We start from the raw sequence: 17,444 nt of genomic DNA, 5'->3' as shown, positions 1-17,444 counted from the left end.
TCCTAAAATTACCTTCTATATAAAGAATAGTCTAATACAACATTTCTGTTTCTAATTGACTCAGGGGGATAACGTTTGCTACGCGAGAGAGCAATTCGAGGCTATTTCTATGAATTTCCTCTGTTGCAGCAGCACACGCCTCTTCAATAATCAATACGTTATAATCTCGATCATGTGCTTCTCTGGCCGTAGAAGTAATTGTCATATTGGTGGCCACACCACTAAGCAATATTGTATTAATCTGGTTAGTACGCAAAAAAACGTCTAACGAGGTGCCATAAAAGGCACTTACCCGGTGTTTGGTAATCACAATATCATGAGGCAATACGGCCAATTCTTCATGGAATGCAGTCCCCCAGGTGCCAAGCTTAAGAGCTTGTGAATCTTTTACTTTTCCGAATACAGGGGAATTTTCCGGGCACTCTCGATAGTCTGTAGAAAACCCTACTTTTATAAATAAAAGTAAAAACTGCTTTTCCCTTGCGATATTAATGAGCTTATTTGCATGTTGAATTGTTTTATTTTTATTAATAAAGGGAGCCGCTGTGGCTATTTTACCATCGGAGTGTGCGATATCATTGATAAAATCAATTACAATTAATCCAGTATTCATAGTTTACCCCTGGAGACACTTGCAGTCTCTTCTTGCAAATTCCATAAGTCGGTAAGTTCTTCACTATTTGTTAAATGAGGGAAATTTTTTATTTTTTCCAACAAAGTATTAGATTTTGACTCATCCATGACCGGTGAAACGCAGTTTTTAAATTTAGATTCGATTTCGGCTATTGATAATCGATTTTGCTGAGTTCCTTTTGCATATTTGATACGCCGTTCAAAGTGCTGTTTACCTTTAGCAATCACTTTAACAATACTTCCCATATTCTCACCTTGTTCTCTGGTTGCTAACGCATCTTCATATAAATGGATTTTACTGGACAATAAACGCACTTCTGGATCGTCTATATTTTCCTCGCTGTAATCATGCATTTGTGGTGGACGCTTTACAAGAGCTAATGCTAATGTAAAAACCATACTGAATTGAGCTTCCATTGCATTCTTTGGATGTCGGATCTTTCCTACATGGTTAAGGGTAAAACGACTAGTCCCCACTTCTATTTTTTCAATTTCACCAATTTCAATTTTGTAGAGCTGGCAAACTTCTAATAAAGCTTCTAGAGCAGCATGAATGCTAAAAGGACAATTATAGTTTTTTATAGCAATTGTTTTTAATAAATATTCTTCACCCAATTCAGTATTCAACTGCTGAGTATGCGATCCATTATCGAATACATGACATACACCAAATTTTCCATCCAAAATAGAATGAGGCCCCGTAATTCCTTGGGCTGCCAGATAAGCTGCCTTAATGCCAGCAGTAGCCGCAATTGCACAGTGCATGCGTTTTGCTGTACCGCCGGTTTGTGTATACTCCCATAACCCACCGGCATAACTCCCTGCAATACTTAATGCATTAAGACATTGCTGATGATTTAAACTGAGTAACAAACTGGCAGTAATAGCTGCTGCAAAAGGTCCTGCTACAGTGGGCGTGTGAAATCCTTTAGCATGACAAGCTGGTATAGAGCACGCAATACGAATCATAATTTCGAGGCCTACGGCTACAGCACGAATAATTTGTTGTGGGGTAGCACCCGATTGGTTAGCAATAGCAAAAGCAGCAGGAATAATGACACCGCCTGGATGAGTAATGGCTTGAAGGTGAGTATCATCAAAATCTTGCGCATGGCCAAAACTTGCATTTATAAACGCCGCCTGTTCAGGAGAAAGTTTATCCCCATAATAAGCTACCCTTGCATTACCTGGTGCAGCAAATTGTGTCGTAGCCTTATAAACGGCTTGACTTGAGAAAAAACACGATCCCCCCAAAATGAGACCAATTTTATCAATTAATAATTCGATAATTTGAGAGCTAAGATCTGCAGAAATGCCCTGCTGATAAATCATTTGTGCAAATTCAGTAAGTTCTTCAGAGACAAATCCTTTCACGTTGCCAATCCTTGTCTTAACATGGATAGTTGACTACATTACATCCATACAATTAGTATATCACCCTCTTTTCCTTATCAGGTGAGACACAAGACTGAAAGTTGTAAGACTATATAGCCCAGGTTGCTGTTCACCTTTCTCTTGATAACATTTCTACCTACGCCCCGCGGCTTGTCAACGAGATCCAGTGTTTTAGCGCAGCATTTTGGATCCCGTGGACAAGCCGGAAAGTAGAACCGGACTGTGTTTTAGAGGATGTAGACGATTCAGTTCCAATTTACCCAGGCTACTTTAAGTGTTATACACTTAATTCAGAGCGTGTAGCTTTTGTTAATCCTAATAAATTCATTTCTTCAGCAATATCTCTTAACAAAGCCCTGTTTGTTTTAGAGGGATGCCATTTTAGCCTTAAACCGCTACTATTCGTTACTGTACTGAGATAAGTTTGCAACGCTTCCAAACAAATCCTCAATTCTTTTTTAGGTACGTCACTAAATTTTTCAACACTAAATAAATTGCAGGTTAATTTAGCCATTGCAGAACGATCTTTAACTGACTCTTCAAACAGATAGCCGTCATTAATCTTGCTAAGATGTAACAAAAAAGCACCCGACAAAGCATTTCTTAAAAACATTCCATACTCTTGTACAGTAGGATTCTCACTTTTTAGGGCTTTTCTAAGAATCTGATAATTAAATTGATTGTTGGAAATATTTCCGCCGAAAGTAGTAATAAATTTAATATCATCCAGACGCATCGGATTTGACGTAGACCCTCGTAAAGAGGAAAAAAAGCGTTTTTTGTCCATCGCCAAACGCTCTTCTTTGTAGGCGGTATCCAAATTTTGGGATTGCAGAATTAATACATCCAAGAGGGGTATAGTAAATGCCATTTTTTTTCTCCATGATTACAAATACTAACAAATACTTCCTTATTGAAACTAATATACTTATTTTTTAATCAATGGAGTAGTTAAATTTACAATTTAAAGATTTCAATACGAATAACAGGGCGAACAGCTAATGTGGAGGATAAACGAATAATAGCGGAAAAACCGCTATTATTCGTTTAATATTATGGGCTTACAGTAAAATAAGTTTCATCATAAGGATAGCAAGTCCATTGAACTTTACTACCACCTACTTCAACATCAATGATTTGGGTATTTAATGAAGCCAAATTAGGTTGTGCTTCCGCATAGCAAACTTTGTTAACCCCGCCTACTGTCACATAGTGGTAAGTTGTACTGGCAGAATAAGTATCCGGTACGTAATAAACATCACCGCGTTGTTCCAGGACTACGGGACTACCACTAATGACTACTTTATCAGCCCAGGAAGGGATGCTAAGAATTAAAAGAAGGAAAGAACAAACACTTAACATTATCGCTTTCATCGTCGTATCTCCAGTGAGGTTTTCTGGCAATAGACAACTACAAAATGTCTACCGTGACAAAAAACTCCTATTAAATGTTAATTAAAGTTTAGCAGTTTTAATGTTCCAAACTGCTTTATTAAGAATAGCAGGCTTTTGCAAATATTCATCTAACATTAATGGATTTTTTTACTTCTGAAATGGCATTACCATCCCAAATGTAATCGTAATGACCAGCTTGCCTAGGAATAGTTAATGCTGGGGGTCTAAAAACTGCCAAACAGCGCGCTTGCAGGGCGGTATTTCTAACACTAGGATAAATCACACCCCATTCATTTTGTCGTTTTATTTCCCGTCCAAGCTCCTGGCTTTTAAAATAAGAGTTAATATCCGGACTTAGGTATTCCTGATACCGATCATCACAAAGATTTATCAGCGTTTTTGTGGCATAAGCTGTGTATTCTCTCATTTGTACAATGCAAGGTGGCTCCTTTGATGCTGCCAAGAAGCGCTCGCGGTGAAACTTGGTTTCTGCAATGGCTGTTTTGACTGAATCCCCTGCATAATAAATTCCATAGGTCGTCCCGTCACTAAATCGTGAAACACCAAAGTGTGTAAAAGCAGCCATTAACGGTGTTGAGCCGGGCCCACCTATCCAATCCTCTTTTGCTACCAGGGAAATATGACCACACTCCGTCGTCAAACGGTCATTGGTTAACCCTTCCAGATGGGCAATCTGCTCAAGCTCTTCTTGTGACTCAGCCCAATCAAATAATGTTATTGGAGGGTAGCGTGAAGGGATAAGGCGGTGTGTTTTTTCCTTAAAATCAGTATGCTTAAACATCCTTTTAATAACCCCTCCAAAAATCCAAAAATCGTCGTATTTCGGCTAGCCTCATAAGGCTTCCCTCCATCAAATAGCTTCTAGGAGTAATGCCATTAAAAGGAGGTAAGGCGTTTTCCCGATTAATCCAGGACATAGCCTGGTTGCTATCCGTAAATAAAATTCGCAAATTTTTATAAATTCCTAATAATAAAGAAATACGCTCTTTTTCATCTCGGGTTAAATTACCATCGAACTTACTGATCCCTTTGTAATAAGAAGAGGCAGGCATATCCCCCATTAAACAAAGTGCTTCTTCCTTCGTAAAATTAAACCTTTCGATCAAATTTTTCAGAGCTTTCCATGCTACCTCATTAGGAACCGCCAACGATACTTGAGCAGAAGTCTTCATGATAGTCTCTTTTTGCCAATTCTATCTTTAACTATATTCTATTTTTAGAATTTTGTCTAATTTTAGAAAAATTATTACCGATATTCTTTTGAAAAGAGATATACACCCCCTATTACTGCCGCAGGCAATACCATAAGATTAAAAAATGGAATAAAACTTAAACTGCTAATCGTCATACCAAATCCTAATGATAAAGCTTTTTTATGATTAATCATTTCACGCATTTTTTTAAAATCAATTAAATTATTATCCATTACAAAATCCTGATATTGGATACTTAAAACCCAGGAATTAAACAAAAACCATAAGAAAGGTAATAAGGGATGTAGGGGCGGAATAAAAAATAATAGACACATCAAGATGAAACGGGGCAAGTAGAAAAGAATAAACTGTCCTTGTCGTTTGATAGATTGGATTATAAGATCTAACCATCTCCGCTCAGGTAAAGATTCATTTTTTATTAATTTTTGAGCGCGCTCAGCCAATAAACCATTAAAAGGCGCTGCACAGATATTCGCTAAAACAGAAAAAGTAGTTAAAAAAAACAGAAAGAATAAAACAAAGAAAAGTATAGTAAAAAGACTACTCAAAAAGCCAAGCCAATCCGGGAGCTTGTCCACATAATGATGAACTAAAGGCGATAAATAATGATAACCTATGTAAGCAATAGCGGTATAAATTAATAAATTAAAAACAATGGGTAAAATTATAAGCGTTCTTAATCCTTGTTGCGTCAGACTTTTAAATCCCAGGATAAAATAATGAATTCCAGAAAAAAAATCCTTCATTGAGATTCCTTAACATTTAAATTTTAAATGGCATGAATTATGTTAAAACTATAATACTAAAACGGCATTGAGCTTAGCCATGAATTCATTAGAAAAAGAATTAGAATTTGCAATCACTCTCGTCCGTGAGGCTGGTTTGCTGGTTCAGACTATTCGAACACAAGGTTATGCGGTTTATGATAAAGGAAAGCATTTGGGGTTAGTAACTGATGCCGATAAGGCGGCGAGTCAATTTTTATTCAACAACTTGCGAAACGCCTTCCCAGCTGATCTGGTCATTTCTGAAGAGGAACCTATCCCCTTAAACCAACAATCAAAAAATCGTATCTGGTTCGTAGATCCAATTGACGGCACAGCAGATTTCGTTGCCGGCAGTGCTCAATGGTCTATTATGCTTGGGCTTTCTATTCACCACGAGGCTTGGCTTGGGGTTGTTTATCAACCCGATACGGATGAACTTTACTATGCTATTAGGAATCAAGGTGCTTTTTATACTACTAGAAATGAGACACTTAATCTTAGGGTGAGGGCAATTTCAAATACTTCGCAAGCCACTTTGATACAATCAAGGACTCATTGGAGTACAAAGGTCGATGAAATTGCCAAGCAATTGGGAATAACCGACATTTACAAATATGGTTCCCTAGGCTTAAAGTTTGGAAAAATTGCTAAAGGAGAGGCTGACCTTTATTTTAATTTTTCAGGCCATTGCCACTTATGGGATCTTTGCGGCCCTGAAGTTATCCTGCAAGAAGCGGGGGGTAAACTTTTATTCGTAGGCACAAACAAATTGCATTATAAGGCAGGAGAAACGCGTGTTAAATATAGATTTTTAGCCGCAGCAAGAGGATTAGCCAATAAAGTTTATTCTGTGCTCATTAAGGACAAATAAATATGGAAATCAAACTATTTGCACTGAACACTTCACTGGATTGGGGTCAAAAAATAGCTGCGCATCTAGCACTCCCTCTCTCTACCCATGAAGAAATAGAATTTGCTGATGGTGAACATAAAATTCGTTCTCTTGAAAATGTAAGGGGGCGAGATGTTTTTTTAATCCAGTCTTTATTTGATGAAGATCAACAAAGCGTACACGACAAACTATGCCGCCTTTTATTTTTTATTGGTAGTTTAAAGGATGCTTCTGCGCAGCAGGTTACAACCGTTATTCCTTATTTTGCTTTTGCCCGCAAAGACAGGAAAACCCAGGCACGTGACCCAGTCACCCTACGATATGTTGCACAATTACTTGAAGCGATAGGTACCGATCGCATCCTTACGTTGGATATTCATAACCTGGCTGCCCTTCAAAATGCTTTTCGCATTCCTACCGAACACTTGGAGGCCCATGTCCTTTTTGCGCCCTACCTTGCCACCCTGATAAAAGATGAAGAAGTTACCATTGTTTCTCCAGACACCGGTGGGCTTAAGCGCGCAGAGCAATTAAGGTCAACGCTGTCTAATTTACTACACAGGGAAATAGGGAAAGCATTTATCGATAAAAAAAGGGATTTGGAAGTCGTTACAAGCAGTCAGGAAATTATTGGTGAACTTAAAAAAGGAGTAGTTATAATTGTTGATGATATGATTAGTTCTGGCACTACTATCAAGCTCGCTGCTGAGATCTTGCATAAAAATGGAGCACAGCGAATTATAGTGTGTGCTACCCACGGTATTTTCGTCAAAGATGCCAATAAAATACTGTCCCTCCCCTACCTTGAAAAAATAATCATCACGAATAGTATTCCTCCATTCAGGGTGCAACAGCAGTTGTTAAACAAGAAAGTGGTGGTGCTCGACGCCACAACTTTATTTGCCCAGGCAATTAAAGCGATTCATGAAAACGGTTCCATTAACGCTTTGCTGCATCTTACCTCCTAACAATTAAGGTTTGGAAACAAAGGGATTATCCTTAATGTAAAACCTTAGCAGTTTATCTGCCCAATGCTTGGCATAATCCACTCCGATTCTTGGTTTTTTTTGAATAACAAAAGAGTGTGCATCCTGCGGTTGCGCAATATAAAAATTATCACTTAATAAATCATGGCCATTTAGACGCTTATCAATTTGCATTGCCTTACAAAGCAAGCCAGGTCCTTTTGTTCGCTCTGTAATATTGCTAACAGGTTCTAACGCACGTAAAAGAACAGCTGTACCCTCGCCTTCTCTTTCAGTAACAGCATTAACGCAGTGATGGATACCGTAAATCAGATAAACGTAAGCATACCCTGGTGGTCCAAACATCGTTTTTGTACGGGGTGTTATCCCTTTAGAGGAATGTGCTGCAAGATCCTGTTGTCCCAAATAGGCTTCCACCTCAACAATTCTGCCAATGCGTTTTAAACCATCGATGTGGTGAACCAAATATTTACCCAAAAGCTCCTGAGCTACAGTAACCGTGTCTCTATCATAAAATTTGCGCAGCAATTTTTGCATGTTTGAATGGTGTTTCCTTGATAATAACGTTTTGTAAACTTAGGTTTTAAATAGAATTAACTCAATCGATTTATGTCAGAAAAAACAGACATAATGAAAAATTTTAGAACAAAACATAAAAAATGTTTAGTGTCTTGAGAAATAAATAAATTTATATTTAGTAAAAATAGCATTTTTTGTCTATTCTTGTAGTGGTAGATGACGATTAAGGGAATAATAAAAATGTCAACAAAATACAAACTCATTATTTCGCTAGGCTTTGGCGCAGTAGTATTACCTTTACAAAGCATAGCTGCATCCCCCACTGAAATGACCAAGGATGATTGGCTAGGAAAATTGAAATCAGTCGCTCCTACCGTTATCTGTCAAGGTTTTTTTGAAGATGCTTCCTTAAAAAACCGCATGGAAGAATTAAAAATCGATAATGCCAAGTGCGTCTCTTTGATTCCAGCAAGCTTCGATAAATGCCAAACTCAATATTATTCAAGCTTGCCCGCAACCATAAATAAAGAAAGTGCCTCTAAATGGGGACATACAATTGGAGAATGTATTGGAACTGATTTTGCAACAAAATATTTGGTAGGGACGCCTCCAGGTAGCCCCGATTCTTCAGCCAGCAATACAACGAGTTCCTCTGCAAATATGTCTAAAGAGACCTGGTTTTCCCAGCTTAAATCGTTGGCTCCTACTATGATCTGTCAGGGTTTTTTCGATGATGCATCCATTAAGAAAAAGCTTGATGATCGTAATATAGATAATGCAAAGTGCATCACCTTAATTGCACCGAGCTTTGACAAATGCCAATCTGAATATTATACCAACTTACCTTCAAGTATTGACAGCGAAGCAGCCAACACTTGGGGGCGCAAGATTGGCGAATGCATTGGAACCGATTTTGCAAAAAAATATTTAGTAAGTGCTCCTTCTGCTGACACAACTTCAGCTACGACAACTACATCTCCCAGCAGAACTTCAGCTCCAGTTTCAACAACACCAAACCAGTAATGTAACAAAGGTTAAAGCTTGATCAAGCTTTAACCTTTGTTTATCCCGGCTCAAGTAATGCGTTTGCTATAGTAAACAATATAGCCTTCCTAAAAAGCGATTATTATGGCTCTTTCAGCAAATCACTTACTTCAAGAACCGAGTCCTTACCTTCAACAACATGCCTATAATCCAGTTGAATGGTATCCTTGGGGGGAAAAAGCAATCAAAAAAGCTCAACGAGAAAATAAACCGATTTTGCTTTCTATTGGTTATGCCGCTTGCCATTGGTGCCACGTGATGGCCCATGAATCATTTGAGGATCAGGAAACGGCTACTTTGATGAATCAACTGTTTGTAAATATCAAAGTTGATAAAGAAGAACGCCCTGACTTAGATAAAATTTATCAAACCTCACATTATTATCTAAGTCAACAAAGTGGCGGTTGGCCACTGACTATTTTTTTAACGCCTGATCTCATTCCATTTTTTAGTGGAACCTATTTCCCCCCTATAGAGCGTTATCAAATGCCCAGTTTTAAAACTGTATTAAAGGTCATTGCAAACTTATACCACACGCAACAAGAAGATATTAAAAAACAAAGTATGGAATTAAAACGTATTTTGCAACAACAAAATAAGACATTTTCTCTTTCATTGAATAACCACCCACTACGTTTTGCTTTGGAGCAACTGGAGCAAAACTATGATAGGCAATATGGCGGTTTTGGAGACGCGCCTAAATTTCCACAAGCAAGCAAGCTTGAGTTTTTGCTAAGAAATAATGCAGCTTTCGTGCTACCCACTTTGAAAAACATCGTATCTGGAGGCATTTATGATCAACTTGACGGTGGTTTTTACCGTTATGCGGTAGATCGCAAATGGCGCATTCCCCATTTTGAAAAAATGCTCTATGACAATGGTCAGCTATTAAGCATTTATTCTTTTGCCATAAAAACGTATGATGACCCTACTTTTAAAGCCATTGTAAAAAAAACTGCAGATTGGGTAATAATGGCTATGCAAGCCCCCGAAGGAGGTTATTACGCAAGCCTCGATGCTGACTCTGATGGAGAAGAAGGTAAATTTTATCGATGGGATAAAAAAGAAGTTCAATCGTTACTCACTCAGGACGAATATGCCGTTATTTCGTTACATTATGGTTTGAACAACGCTCCAAATTTTGAAAACCATTGGCATTTTTATGTAAACGAATCCCCACAGGCTATCAGTAAACTACTGAAAATTCCCCTTTCCAAGGTTAATGCGCTAATTGATTCCGCTACCAATAAATTATTACTAGCACGCAATAAACGTGTACATCCTTTTCGTGATGAAAAAGTTTTGGTCTCCTGGAATGCTCTAATGATTAAGGGTATGTTATTAGCAGGACACTGTTTAAATGAAGAAAAGTATATTATCTCCGCACAAAAAACCCTTCACTTCATCCAAACAACCCTATGGAATAATCGCCAGTTATTTGCTAGTTATAAAAATGGGAAAGCTTATCTGTCGGCCTACCTTGATGACTATGCGTTTCTACTGGATGCTTTACTGACTTCATTAGAAATAGCATGGAATACTGAACATTTATTATTTGCCATTGAACTGGCTGAAACCGTTTTAACTGATTTTCCTGATGAAATAGCCGGTGGCTTCTTTTTTACAGCTGAACAGCATGAAAAATTATTATATCGACCCAAAACAATGACCGATGATGCCATCCCCGCTGGAAATGGAATTTTAGTCCGTGCCCTTCTTACTCTCGGACATTTACTGGGTGAGAAGCGCTACATTAATGCAGCTGAACAAACTTTAAAAGCGGCATGGAATTTATTAATCCGCTACCCGGCAGAACATTGTTCCTTGTTACTTGGCTTAAATGATTATTTAAACCCACCAGAAATTATTGTAATCCGCGGTAAAAATGAAGCAATCAAAACCTGGCAAGGTATTGTTCAAGATATTCATAACCATACCTATGCCATTCCCAAAAATGCAGGAAAACTTCCCGAAGGTTTAGCCTTAAAAGAAGTAAAAGGTGAATGCTGTGCCTACGTTTGTTGCGGACAGCAATGTACTGAAGTGATTCAAGATATTACGACGTTAAAACAATTTACAAACCTTTCTTCCTCACCTAATCCTGGGAAAGCTCATAGTTGAGAGGATAGATATTTCATGGCATTATGCTCTCGTAAAGCCTGTTTTTTTTGCTCTAAATCTAACGCATCAAAAACCGATATACCGAATTTGTGACATTGTTTGAGTACTTGTTGATAGCTTTCTTCATTAGGATACAATTCTTTGAGTCTTTGTATAGACACAACCGCAATTTCACCACGCCGCATTTTTTGGGCAAACTCTTGCCGCTCTTCCATGAGTAAAAGGTTTGCTCTAGCACTTTTTTCATCCTTGAAAAAGCTTTCTTTCAAACCTGGTATTGTTTCAAAATCATCAATGATGTCTTTCAAATTTTGTAAAGCATTATAAATTTCATCGATTACATTCTGAGTTTTTTCATCATTGATGGAATGTCCTTTTTCCCATTCACGGAACGCTTTTTCTAAATGGGCCAATATTTCTGGTATTTCATAAATTGCCTTTCCGTCACGTAGGTCTCGCAATTTATACTTTAATTGCAAGAAATCACGCTGAACTGCATATTTTTGTTTTTCATGTAAAGGGTGTCGCCCCAATAAATCAATTGACGCCAGTAATTCACCCACATATACCGTACTCTTAATTTGTAATAGCTGACGGTAGTGCAGAATATCCTTTTCCTTATTTAATCCATTAAATACTTGACTTATTAGATTTTTTTTATCCAGGTTTAAATAATTAACCAAAAAGAGAATACAACTCCCTTTCTGTTCATGTCCTAACATAGGATATTGTGAAAGAAAATTTTTAATAAGCGTTATCACTTCCTTTTCTTCAATTGAAGAAAGAAAGTGATTAAGAGTAACCTGCCAAGGTTGTTTCTCTAAAAGGTCTACTACTTGTTTAACATAATCTATTTTTTCGGCTGAACTCACTGAGACTATAGGCAAAATTTTAAGACTAGAGCCAACCGTAGCCGCTGAGGGAACTTTTCCAGATTCCAAGGCAGCAAACTCTTCTTGTGAATAAATAAAAGAGTCAAATCCGGAAAAAATTCCTGAATGAGTGATTGATTTATTAAAATAATTTACATAATCATAGAAATTTGGCGTGCTTTTAGCCCGCTCCACCAACCTTCTTAACTCAATCAGTTGAGGATTTACAGGCTTTATGAACGGTAAAAAGCTAAAAAACTGTTTTAATTGAATAGTAAAAAAGCCAGGCAGATACTTATCAAGATAGTCACGAAAAGATGTATATTGAACCATGATTACGTTATTAAGAATAAATACTCAAATATTGTACACATGAATAAATTTTAAAGCAATCCATGTAGTCATTGCGCATGCGATTACAGGTCACTTATCGTTTTGTTTTACTAGTTATTATTTAAAAAGAAAGGTACTAGGTTTACCACTCAGATAATGTTCATGATTCTCTTTTAAAGTAGCTACTAACATGTCTTTGGAACGAAAACCAATGTGATTCATTAGACGTACAGTTTGCCGCATGTCGTAAATTTTTGCCTTGGTGTTTTTGACGGTTATCAACATTTGCTCATTATTTTTTTGTAAACTTTGTTGAAGTAACTCTTTTTTAGAAAAGCCACCAAACTTGTCTTTTTTATCTTCCTTCTCTAATTCGGGAATAAATGGTTTATTTTTTACCAGAACACGTTTGGCATCGTAATAAGTTCCTAACTCTTTCAAGGTAAATGTTGATTCAATGTGATTGTTATAAATATCTAATGCCTGATTTCGAGCTAATTTGGGGTCATGACAAGCAGCCGGCGGTATTTTTTTAGTATCAAAGATAGTGGCAATCATTTTACCTAACGTGAATATTGTATCAATTACCAGAGGAAGAAGGCCAATTGTCAGCAAAAAGGCTGCCGGGAGTATAATACTTGGTAGAAAGATAGCTGAGAAAGTAAATAATAAAATTGATGCTGCGGCTAAAGAGAGCTCAAGTTTATGCGTCACTGCATAATACATGCAAGGACGAACAATATAATGATAAGGTAGTAAGCCTAAATAGTAGACAATTCCGCGGCCAAGGGTATAAAGCCAAAAATTACGATATTGATGCTCCTCATTATCTTTCTCTGTATCCACTCCGATAAATTGGGTTGCAGAAAACCCCGCATAATTAAGGGCATGATCAACTAATTCATTGGGTCCTTGCTTATCTAGGGGAGGAATTACACGAACCACATCCCAATCAGATTTCCATACACCAAATCGAGAAACAGGATCATTACCCTGCTTTTGAATAAGCACGTGCGGCTTGTTAACGAGTCGATCCCAATTATCAAAATGCTTCTTAAACCAAGAATCATACAGTCCTGCAGGATTTAAAGGATAAACGCGAGACAACTTATCCCCTTGATCGATGGCTAAAAGCAATGATAAGGAGCCTCCCAAACTGGTCCCACATACTCGGACCTTTTGGTTTTGGGTAGCAAGCCAGGTCAGCAAACGGTCACGACCGCTCCGATATAGCTTATTGCCAACCGTATCAAATCCTTTTAAATCAGTATTGATCTGCTCAGAAAAACCCTGTCCTGCCGGATAGGTTGTTCCCATAAATATCAGATGAGGTTCCGCCTTTTTATTGGTGATAGGTTCTAAAGCGTAGGCAAATACTCGGTCCTCATCCCGAATGAATAATTTTTTAATTCCCTTTGTTGGAGTCAATTCAATAGGGATAACTTTATAATCAACAAAATGCCATCTATTATCTATCCACTGAGGGATAGCAATAGATTCAAACGGATTGATATCGCTAAAGGGCAGTAATGTGAGGCAGTTACTAATATAGAGCTCCGCTTGTCTGTGTTGCTCAATTGATAATTCATTTTTCGCGTTTAATTGTTCATACACATAGGAGAAACCCTCTTGAAACGCCAGACGCATTCCGCGCATTAATTCCCTGTCCCTACGAATAAGTATTGCTTTAAGAACTTTAACCGACAGAATTTCACGCCAATTATCGCGCCATCCCATCATTAAAATCCGTAGCGCATTTCTGGCAATGGCTGCAGCTTTATCCGAATCCTCGCTTATAGCATCAACGTTTTCAAATTCAGGACTATGAAAAAAATCCAGTTCTAGCCCTCCTGCATAAAACTCATTTTCCCTCATTAAAGTGCCCCCATCTTATGAGCATCCTGCCAGCAAACAAGTCGAAGCAGGTAGTGTGTGGAATGAATTGTAAACACCGACCTACTATTGGATGGTAAAAAAGAGATTATATCAAACTATCGCATTGTATTCATGCTGATCTTATTGCGTTAGTTTTACCCTTAAAGGTTTATTCTTAATAAAAAAATAACCCTTTTATTATCAAGACATTAGCAAAATTTGTGTTTTTGGATGCTTAATTTAATACCTGTCTACAATGCTTAAATGCAGTGAGACCTATTGAATTGTACCTATTACCTGGCACTTCACAGGATTTACCTAATCTATAATTTAACTACACAGGGATTTCGATAGATCTCCAGGGAGTAACCATGAATGCATTATCTGATAGAATTAAACAAGCAATTACGGCAAATCAAATTGTCTCCTTAGAGTTAAATAATGGATTAAAAATAGATCTTAATGCTTCTGAAGATATCATTCGTTTCTTAGAAGGCAATGGAAGCGATTACCTTGAAGTTTCTAATACAAATGGTTCACTTCTCTACAACTTGAATATGACAATTGCTATTAAAATTACTGGCGACCTAGGCAGCGTCCCCTGAAGAATCCAGCGGCAGGTCTCTCCATGCAGCACCAGTGCGAAGCACTCAACATATTGCCTCCATAAATAACCCATCATCTTTACCATGGCAGCCTTTAGGTTGGGGAAGCAATTGTTCTAATCGAGACCACATCTCATCATCAGTGACTATCCGTGACATCCCTCTCCCCAACCCACTCCCCCGAAAAACATCATCATACTATCAAAGCTCCTAGCGCGGGAGAGGGGGCACATCGAGATGAAATTAAAAAGCTGCGCTCAATCCGAGATTAAATGATGTTCAATAAAACTTTAGGGACATTGCCTAGTCTAAGAGCTGATTTTTCAATCCCATTGCTACATCAAATTATTGACTGTCAACCCACTTGCTGTCTGTTCTTTTTCTTTTAAAATGGAACCAACGTTAATTTTTCCTTTTCATCGTGAGAAAAGTAGTGTAAAAAAAAATTTGAAGTAAACATGGAGGAACCAGATCTTTAAAAATTTCAAAAGGAGAAAAATAATGAAAAAATTTTTGACAGTTTTGTCAATTATGTTGTTGCTCAGCAATCCCTTATCCGGTTATTCGCAAACCTTCCAAGAGCTAGCCACATTAAATCCTACAATTGCAGGCAGCCCAGCATTGAAAGATGATTATGGCAATGTAATTCATTATAATAACAACTACCTATTTGTAGCGGCACCAATCGCGCGGCCAGCTGGAAAAACCGCTTCAGGCGCTATCTATATTTATAAAAAAGATGGGGATAACTGGAATTATATCCAAACTATTATCACTGAAGGAACGAGTGATCATCTCGGTGCTAATACTATAAAAGCAATAGATGACTGGTTATTTTTCTCAGCGTCAGGAACTCCAATCGGTCCTATCTCTGATGACATACTACAGAACCAAGATTTTACAGGATCGCTTCAAATTTATAAAAGAAATCCCTCAGGAATATATGAGTTTCATCAAGCAATTGATAAACATACACCTGGTTTGGAAAATCTTTCTATAGCAGATCCAGCAGTAGTCTCTCCTGCTCCTCCAGTCGTATATACTGCTGAACAAGGAGGGGGTTTAGGAATTGGCTTTGATGTGACAAAGAATGGCAAACTTCTTTTGATTGGCGCTGTCACACAACAAAATACTGGTACAGAAAATACCCCACTTATCAATTCTGGGGTAGTGTATGCGTTCAGATATACAAATGGTGAGTGGAAATTATTTCAAACCATCCATAACCCTGAAGAAGTATCAGCCAATGATACTTTCGGCGGCACTATAAAAATTTCTGGAAAATATGCGCTTATTAGCAATGCCTTTTTAAACGTTCCACATTTAAACCAAAATTCAAGTGTTTACTTATATCGTTTTAAACATGGCCTGTGGGAATTTATACAAAAAATTCAAGGCAATCAAACCACGGCTTTGCCTGTTTTTTCCAATTCCTTTGGTGGGAATATTTTATTAGCCGACAACTTTGGTTCTGCCATCGCCTTTAATGGTAACTGGGCTATTATAGGATCACCTTTTGAACATTTAGGCTCAGGCTCTATCAAGGGGGCGGCCTATCTTTATAAACTAGCACATGTTGCAGGCCAAGGAAAACAATTGATCTTTAAGAAAAAAATTGTTTCAGATGCTCCTGAAGCCTTATTAACAGGTATTACTGTTGCTCTAAATAAAAAGACCGCCCTGGTTGCTGATCCTGTTCGTACCGGACCTGAGGGTCAGATTGCGCAAGGCGGAATTATGGTTTATCAACGTCAAGCCCAAGACTGGAATAAGGTAACTAATCTATTTACCAGCTCCGGCATAGCTTTTGACCTATTTTCGAATGGACTAGATGTTAAAGGTAGCTATATTTTTGGTGGTAGCGGCGGCAGTGTGTCCGTCCTGTTTTTACGTCTCTTCTTTTCGCCTCCATTCTTAAATGTACCACTGCCGCTTAACGATCAAAAAGTGGTAATCTGGAAAAAAGCATAACTTGATTATCCTGCGATATTTTTAAAAGTCTCGCAGGATAATTTAATCTCATAACTTTTAGGTATTACGCGATCACCGAAAAACCAAACAATATCCCATGCTGCACAGGAATACTTGAAAAATGCCAGTTATCATTTAAAGAACCTTGGCGAAATTTTGGATTGCCGCCAAAAACACCTTGGTAAAGAAGATTTAAGCTGGTTACTTCAGTCAATGGATAACCAAATCCCGCTTGCACCTCCCCTGCCAATTCTGTCTTATTACTAACAGAATAGGTTTCCATCTGCCATTGACGATAAGCGATACCCCCTTTAATTTGCGTAAAAAGTAAACTCTCACTAATAGGGGTAGTGTTTGCTGTCAAAAGCAAATCCAACATCGGTTTGACTGTCGTTTTAACGACACCACCTAAAATATTCAGGGTGTTAACAGGAACAGCAACACGCATGCGATTGCCATTCTGAACCCCTACTTCCAATCCGAATGCAGTTTGTGAAGTAGTTAGTAACTCTGCTCCTACAGCTAAGCGTCCTAATGGTGTTTGACCATCGTCACTATAGATGTGTTGATACTGCCCGTAGCCCAGGCTCGCCATAATAGACCAGCGATTGCCTTGCGTTTCCTCAAGGGAGATGGCTGGTAAATAACTTTCTCCTGCCGAGGCATTAAGTGATAGAATACACCCCAGCGCGATTATTCGCATTCTACGTGTCATGCGCTCATCCTCTATAAGAATTAAAACCATCGATGCTACGAGATAAGCCTCTTTATACGGTATTTGTAAAATTTTTTCCAGAGGCT

17 protein-coding genes are annotated in these 17,444 nt (G+C 38.0%); 6 read left to right on the top strand and 11 right to left on the bottom strand.

What is annotated here, in order from left to right:
- Nucleotides 1-31 precede the first annotated feature (31 nt).
- The 7 genes from Ljam_RS02605 to cysZ form a co-directional block, all read right to left on the bottom strand.
- Nucleotides 32-613 (bottom strand): cysteine hydrolase family protein, encoded by a 582-nt coding sequence (locus Ljam_RS02605; protein ID WP_058448577.1) that lies wholly within the window; start codon nt 611-613, stop codon nt 32-34.
- Complete coding sequence (locus Ljam_RS02600) at nt 610-2,007, bottom strand: MmgE/PrpD family protein (protein ID WP_058448576.1); 1,398 nt, start codon at nt 2,005-2,007, stop codon at nt 610-612. Before Ljam_RS02600 ends, Ljam_RS02605 begins: the two co-directional genes overlap by 4 nt.
- 298 nt (nt 2,008-2,305) lie before the next feature.
- The gene (locus Ljam_RS02595; protein WP_058448575.1) at nt 2,306-2,899 is read right to left on the bottom strand and encodes a hypothetical protein; all 594 of its coding nucleotides are present in this window, start codon (nt 2,897-2,899) and stop codon (nt 2,306-2,308) included.
- Between the two features lie 182 nt (nt 2,900-3,081).
- Nucleotides 3,082-3,402 carry a hypothetical protein gene (locus Ljam_RS02590; protein ID WP_058448574.1) on the bottom strand — a complete coding sequence of 107 codons (321 nt, stop codon included), beginning with the start codon at nt 3,400-3,402 and terminating at the stop codon, nt 3,082-3,084.
- Nucleotides 3,403-3,547: 145 nt separating this feature from the next.
- A complete protein-coding gene (locus tag Ljam_RS02585) occupies nt 3,548-4,225 on the bottom strand; it encodes an RES family NAD+ phosphorylase (RefSeq protein ID WP_058448573.1) in 678 nt (225 codons plus the stop codon).
- Between the two features lie 4 nt (nt 4,226-4,229).
- Nucleotides 4,230-4,616 carry an antitoxin Xre-like helix-turn-helix domain-containing protein gene (locus Ljam_RS02580; RefSeq protein ID WP_058448572.1) on the bottom strand — a complete coding sequence of 129 codons (387 nt, stop codon included), beginning with the start codon at nt 4,614-4,616 and terminating at the stop codon, nt 4,230-4,232.
- 74 nt (nt 4,617-4,690) lie between these two features.
- Nucleotides 4,691-5,404 carry a sulfate transporter CysZ gene (gene cysZ / locus Ljam_RS02575; protein WP_058448571.1) on the bottom strand — a complete coding sequence of 238 codons (714 nt, stop codon included), beginning with the start codon at nt 5,402-5,404 and terminating at the stop codon, nt 4,691-4,693.
- Nucleotides 5,405-5,483: 79 nt separating this feature from the next.
- Between cysZ and Ljam_RS02570 the strand changes: the two genes are divergently transcribed.
- Together Ljam_RS02570 and Ljam_RS02565 are read left to right on the top strand one after the other, a co-directional pair.
- Nucleotides 5,484-6,296: a 3'(2'),5'-bisphosphate nucleotidase CysQ family protein gene (locus Ljam_RS02570; RefSeq protein WP_058448570.1), complete on the top strand. Its 813-nt coding sequence runs from the start codon at nt 5,484-5,486 to the stop codon at nt 6,294-6,296.
- Nucleotides 6,297-6,298: 2 nt separating this feature from the next.
- Nucleotides 6,299-7,285 carry a ribose-phosphate diphosphokinase gene (locus Ljam_RS02565; RefSeq protein WP_058448569.1) on the top strand — a complete coding sequence of 329 codons (987 nt, stop codon included), beginning with the start codon at nt 6,299-6,301 and terminating at the stop codon, nt 7,283-7,285.
- Between the two features lie 3 nt (nt 7,286-7,288).
- On the opposite strand, the gene Ljam_RS02560 is transcribed toward Ljam_RS02565, so the two are convergent.
- Entirely contained in the window at nt 7,289-7,840 is a 552-nt protein-coding gene (locus Ljam_RS02560) for a DNA-3-methyladenine glycosylase (protein ID WP_058448568.1), read from the bottom strand.
- Between the two features lie 222 nt (nt 7,841-8,062).
- On the opposite strand from Ljam_RS02560, the gene Ljam_RS15395 reads away from it, so the two are divergent.
- Together Ljam_RS15395 and Ljam_RS02550 are read left to right on the top strand one after the other, a co-directional pair.
- A complete protein-coding gene (locus Ljam_RS15395) occupies nt 8,063-8,845 on the top strand; it encodes a hypothetical protein (protein WP_058448567.1) in 783 nt (260 codons plus the stop codon).
- A gap of 105 nt (nt 8,846-8,950) precedes the next feature.
- Complete coding sequence (locus Ljam_RS02550; protein ID WP_058448566.1) at nt 8,951-10,987, top strand: thioredoxin domain-containing protein; 2,037 nt, start codon at nt 8,951-8,953, stop codon at nt 10,985-10,987.
- Here the strand turns inward: Ljam_RS02550 and Ljam_RS02545 are convergent.
- On the bottom strand, nt 10,978-12,192 hold the full coding sequence (locus Ljam_RS02545; protein ID WP_058448565.1) for a hypothetical protein: 1,215 nt from the start codon (nt 12,190-12,192) through the stop codon (nt 10,978-10,980). The genes Ljam_RS02550 and Ljam_RS02545 overlap by 10 nt on opposite strands.
- 117 nt (nt 12,193-12,309) lie before the next feature.
- Nucleotides 12,310-14,067, bottom strand: coding sequence for a hypothetical protein (locus Ljam_RS02540; RefSeq protein ID WP_058448564.1), 1,758 nt, complete (start codon nt 14,065-14,067; stop codon nt 12,310-12,312).
- Nucleotides 14,068-14,438: 371 nt separating this feature from the next.
- On the opposite strand from Ljam_RS02540, the gene Ljam_RS02535 reads away from it, so the two are divergent.
- Together Ljam_RS02535 and Ljam_RS02530 are read left to right on the top strand one after the other, a co-directional pair.
- A complete protein-coding gene (locus Ljam_RS02535) occupies nt 14,439-14,672 on the top strand; it encodes a hypothetical protein (protein WP_058448563.1) in 234 nt (77 codons plus the stop codon).
- 501 nt (nt 14,673-15,173) lie between these two features.
- A complete protein-coding gene (locus tag Ljam_RS02530) occupies nt 15,174-16,643 on the top strand; it encodes a hypothetical protein (RefSeq protein ID WP_058448562.1) in 1,470 nt (489 codons plus the stop codon).
- A gap of 64 nt (nt 16,644-16,707) precedes the next feature.
- Here the strand turns inward: Ljam_RS02530 and Ljam_RS02525 are convergent, their stop codons facing one another.
- The gene (locus Ljam_RS02525; protein WP_058448677.1) at nt 16,708-17,358 is read right to left on the bottom strand and encodes a hypothetical protein; all 651 of its coding nucleotides are present in this window, start codon (nt 17,356-17,358) and stop codon (nt 16,708-16,710) included.
- Between the last annotated feature and the right edge of the window lie 86 nt (nt 17,359-17,444).

The sequence above is a fragment of the Legionella jamestowniensis genome (assembly GCF_001467745.1).
GTDB classification, from domain to species: Bacteria; Pseudomonadota; Gammaproteobacteria; order Legionellales; family Legionellaceae; genus Tatlockia; species Tatlockia jamestowniensis.
The sequence above is the reverse complement of the archived record's forward strand: the minus strand, read 5'-3'. Positions and strand labels throughout refer to the sequence as shown.

Excerpts from the sequence above, each read along its gene's own strand:
- Ljam_RS02570 (WP_058448570.1), top strand. The coding sequence starts at position 5,484 with ATGAATTCATTAGAAAAAGAATTAGAATTTGCAATCACTCTCGTCCGT.
- Ljam_RS02595 (WP_058448575.1), bottom strand. The coding sequence starts at position 2,899 with ATGGCATTTACTATACCCCTCTTGGATGTATTAATTCTGCAATCCCAA.
- cysZ (WP_058448571.1), bottom strand. The coding sequence starts at position 5,404 with ATGAAGGATTTTTTTTCTGGAATTCATTATTTTATCCTGGGATTTAAA.
- Ljam_RS02585 (WP_058448573.1), bottom strand. The coding sequence starts at position 4,225 with ATGTTTAAGCATACTGATTTTAAGGAAAAAACACACCGCCTTATCCCT.
- Ljam_RS02525 (WP_058448677.1), bottom strand. The coding sequence starts at position 17,358 with ATGACACGTAGAATGCGAATAATCGCGCTGGGGTGTATTCTATCACTT.
- Ljam_RS02565 (WP_058448569.1), top strand. The coding sequence starts at position 6,299 with ATGGAAATCAAACTATTTGCACTGAACACTTCACTGGATTGGGGTCAA.
- Ljam_RS15395 (WP_058448567.1), top strand. The coding sequence starts at position 8,063 with ATGTCAACAAAATACAAACTCATTATTTCGCTAGGCTTTGGCGCAGTA.
- Ljam_RS02535 (WP_058448563.1), top strand. The coding sequence starts at position 14,439 with ATGAATGCATTATCTGATAGAATTAAACAAGCAATTACGGCAAATCAA.
- Ljam_RS02550 (WP_058448566.1), top strand. The coding sequence starts at position 8,951 with ATGGCTCTTTCAGCAAATCACTTACTTCAAGAACCGAGTCCTTACCTT.
- Ljam_RS02545 (WP_058448565.1), bottom strand. The coding sequence starts at position 12,192 with ATGGTTCAATATACATCTTTTCGTGACTATCTTGATAAGTATCTGCCT.
- Ljam_RS02530 (WP_058448562.1), top strand. The coding sequence starts at position 15,174 with ATGAAAAAATTTTTGACAGTTTTGTCAATTATGTTGTTGCTCAGCAAT.
- Ljam_RS02580 (WP_058448572.1), bottom strand. The coding sequence starts at position 4,616 with ATGAAGACTTCTGCTCAAGTATCGTTGGCGGTTCCTAATGAGGTAGCA.
- Ljam_RS02560 (WP_058448568.1), bottom strand. The coding sequence starts at position 7,840 with ATGCAAAAATTGCTGCGCAAATTTTATGATAGAGACACGGTTACTGTA.
- Ljam_RS02605 (WP_058448577.1), bottom strand. The coding sequence starts at position 613 with ATGAATACTGGATTAATTGTAATTGATTTTATCAATGATATCGCACAC.
- Ljam_RS02540 (WP_058448564.1), bottom strand. The coding sequence starts at position 14,067 with ATGAGGGAAAATGAGTTTTATGCAGGAGGGCTAGAACTGGATTTTTTT.
- Ljam_RS02590 (WP_058448574.1), bottom strand. The coding sequence starts at position 3,402 with ATGAAAGCGATAATGTTAAGTGTTTGTTCTTTCCTTCTTTTAATTCTT.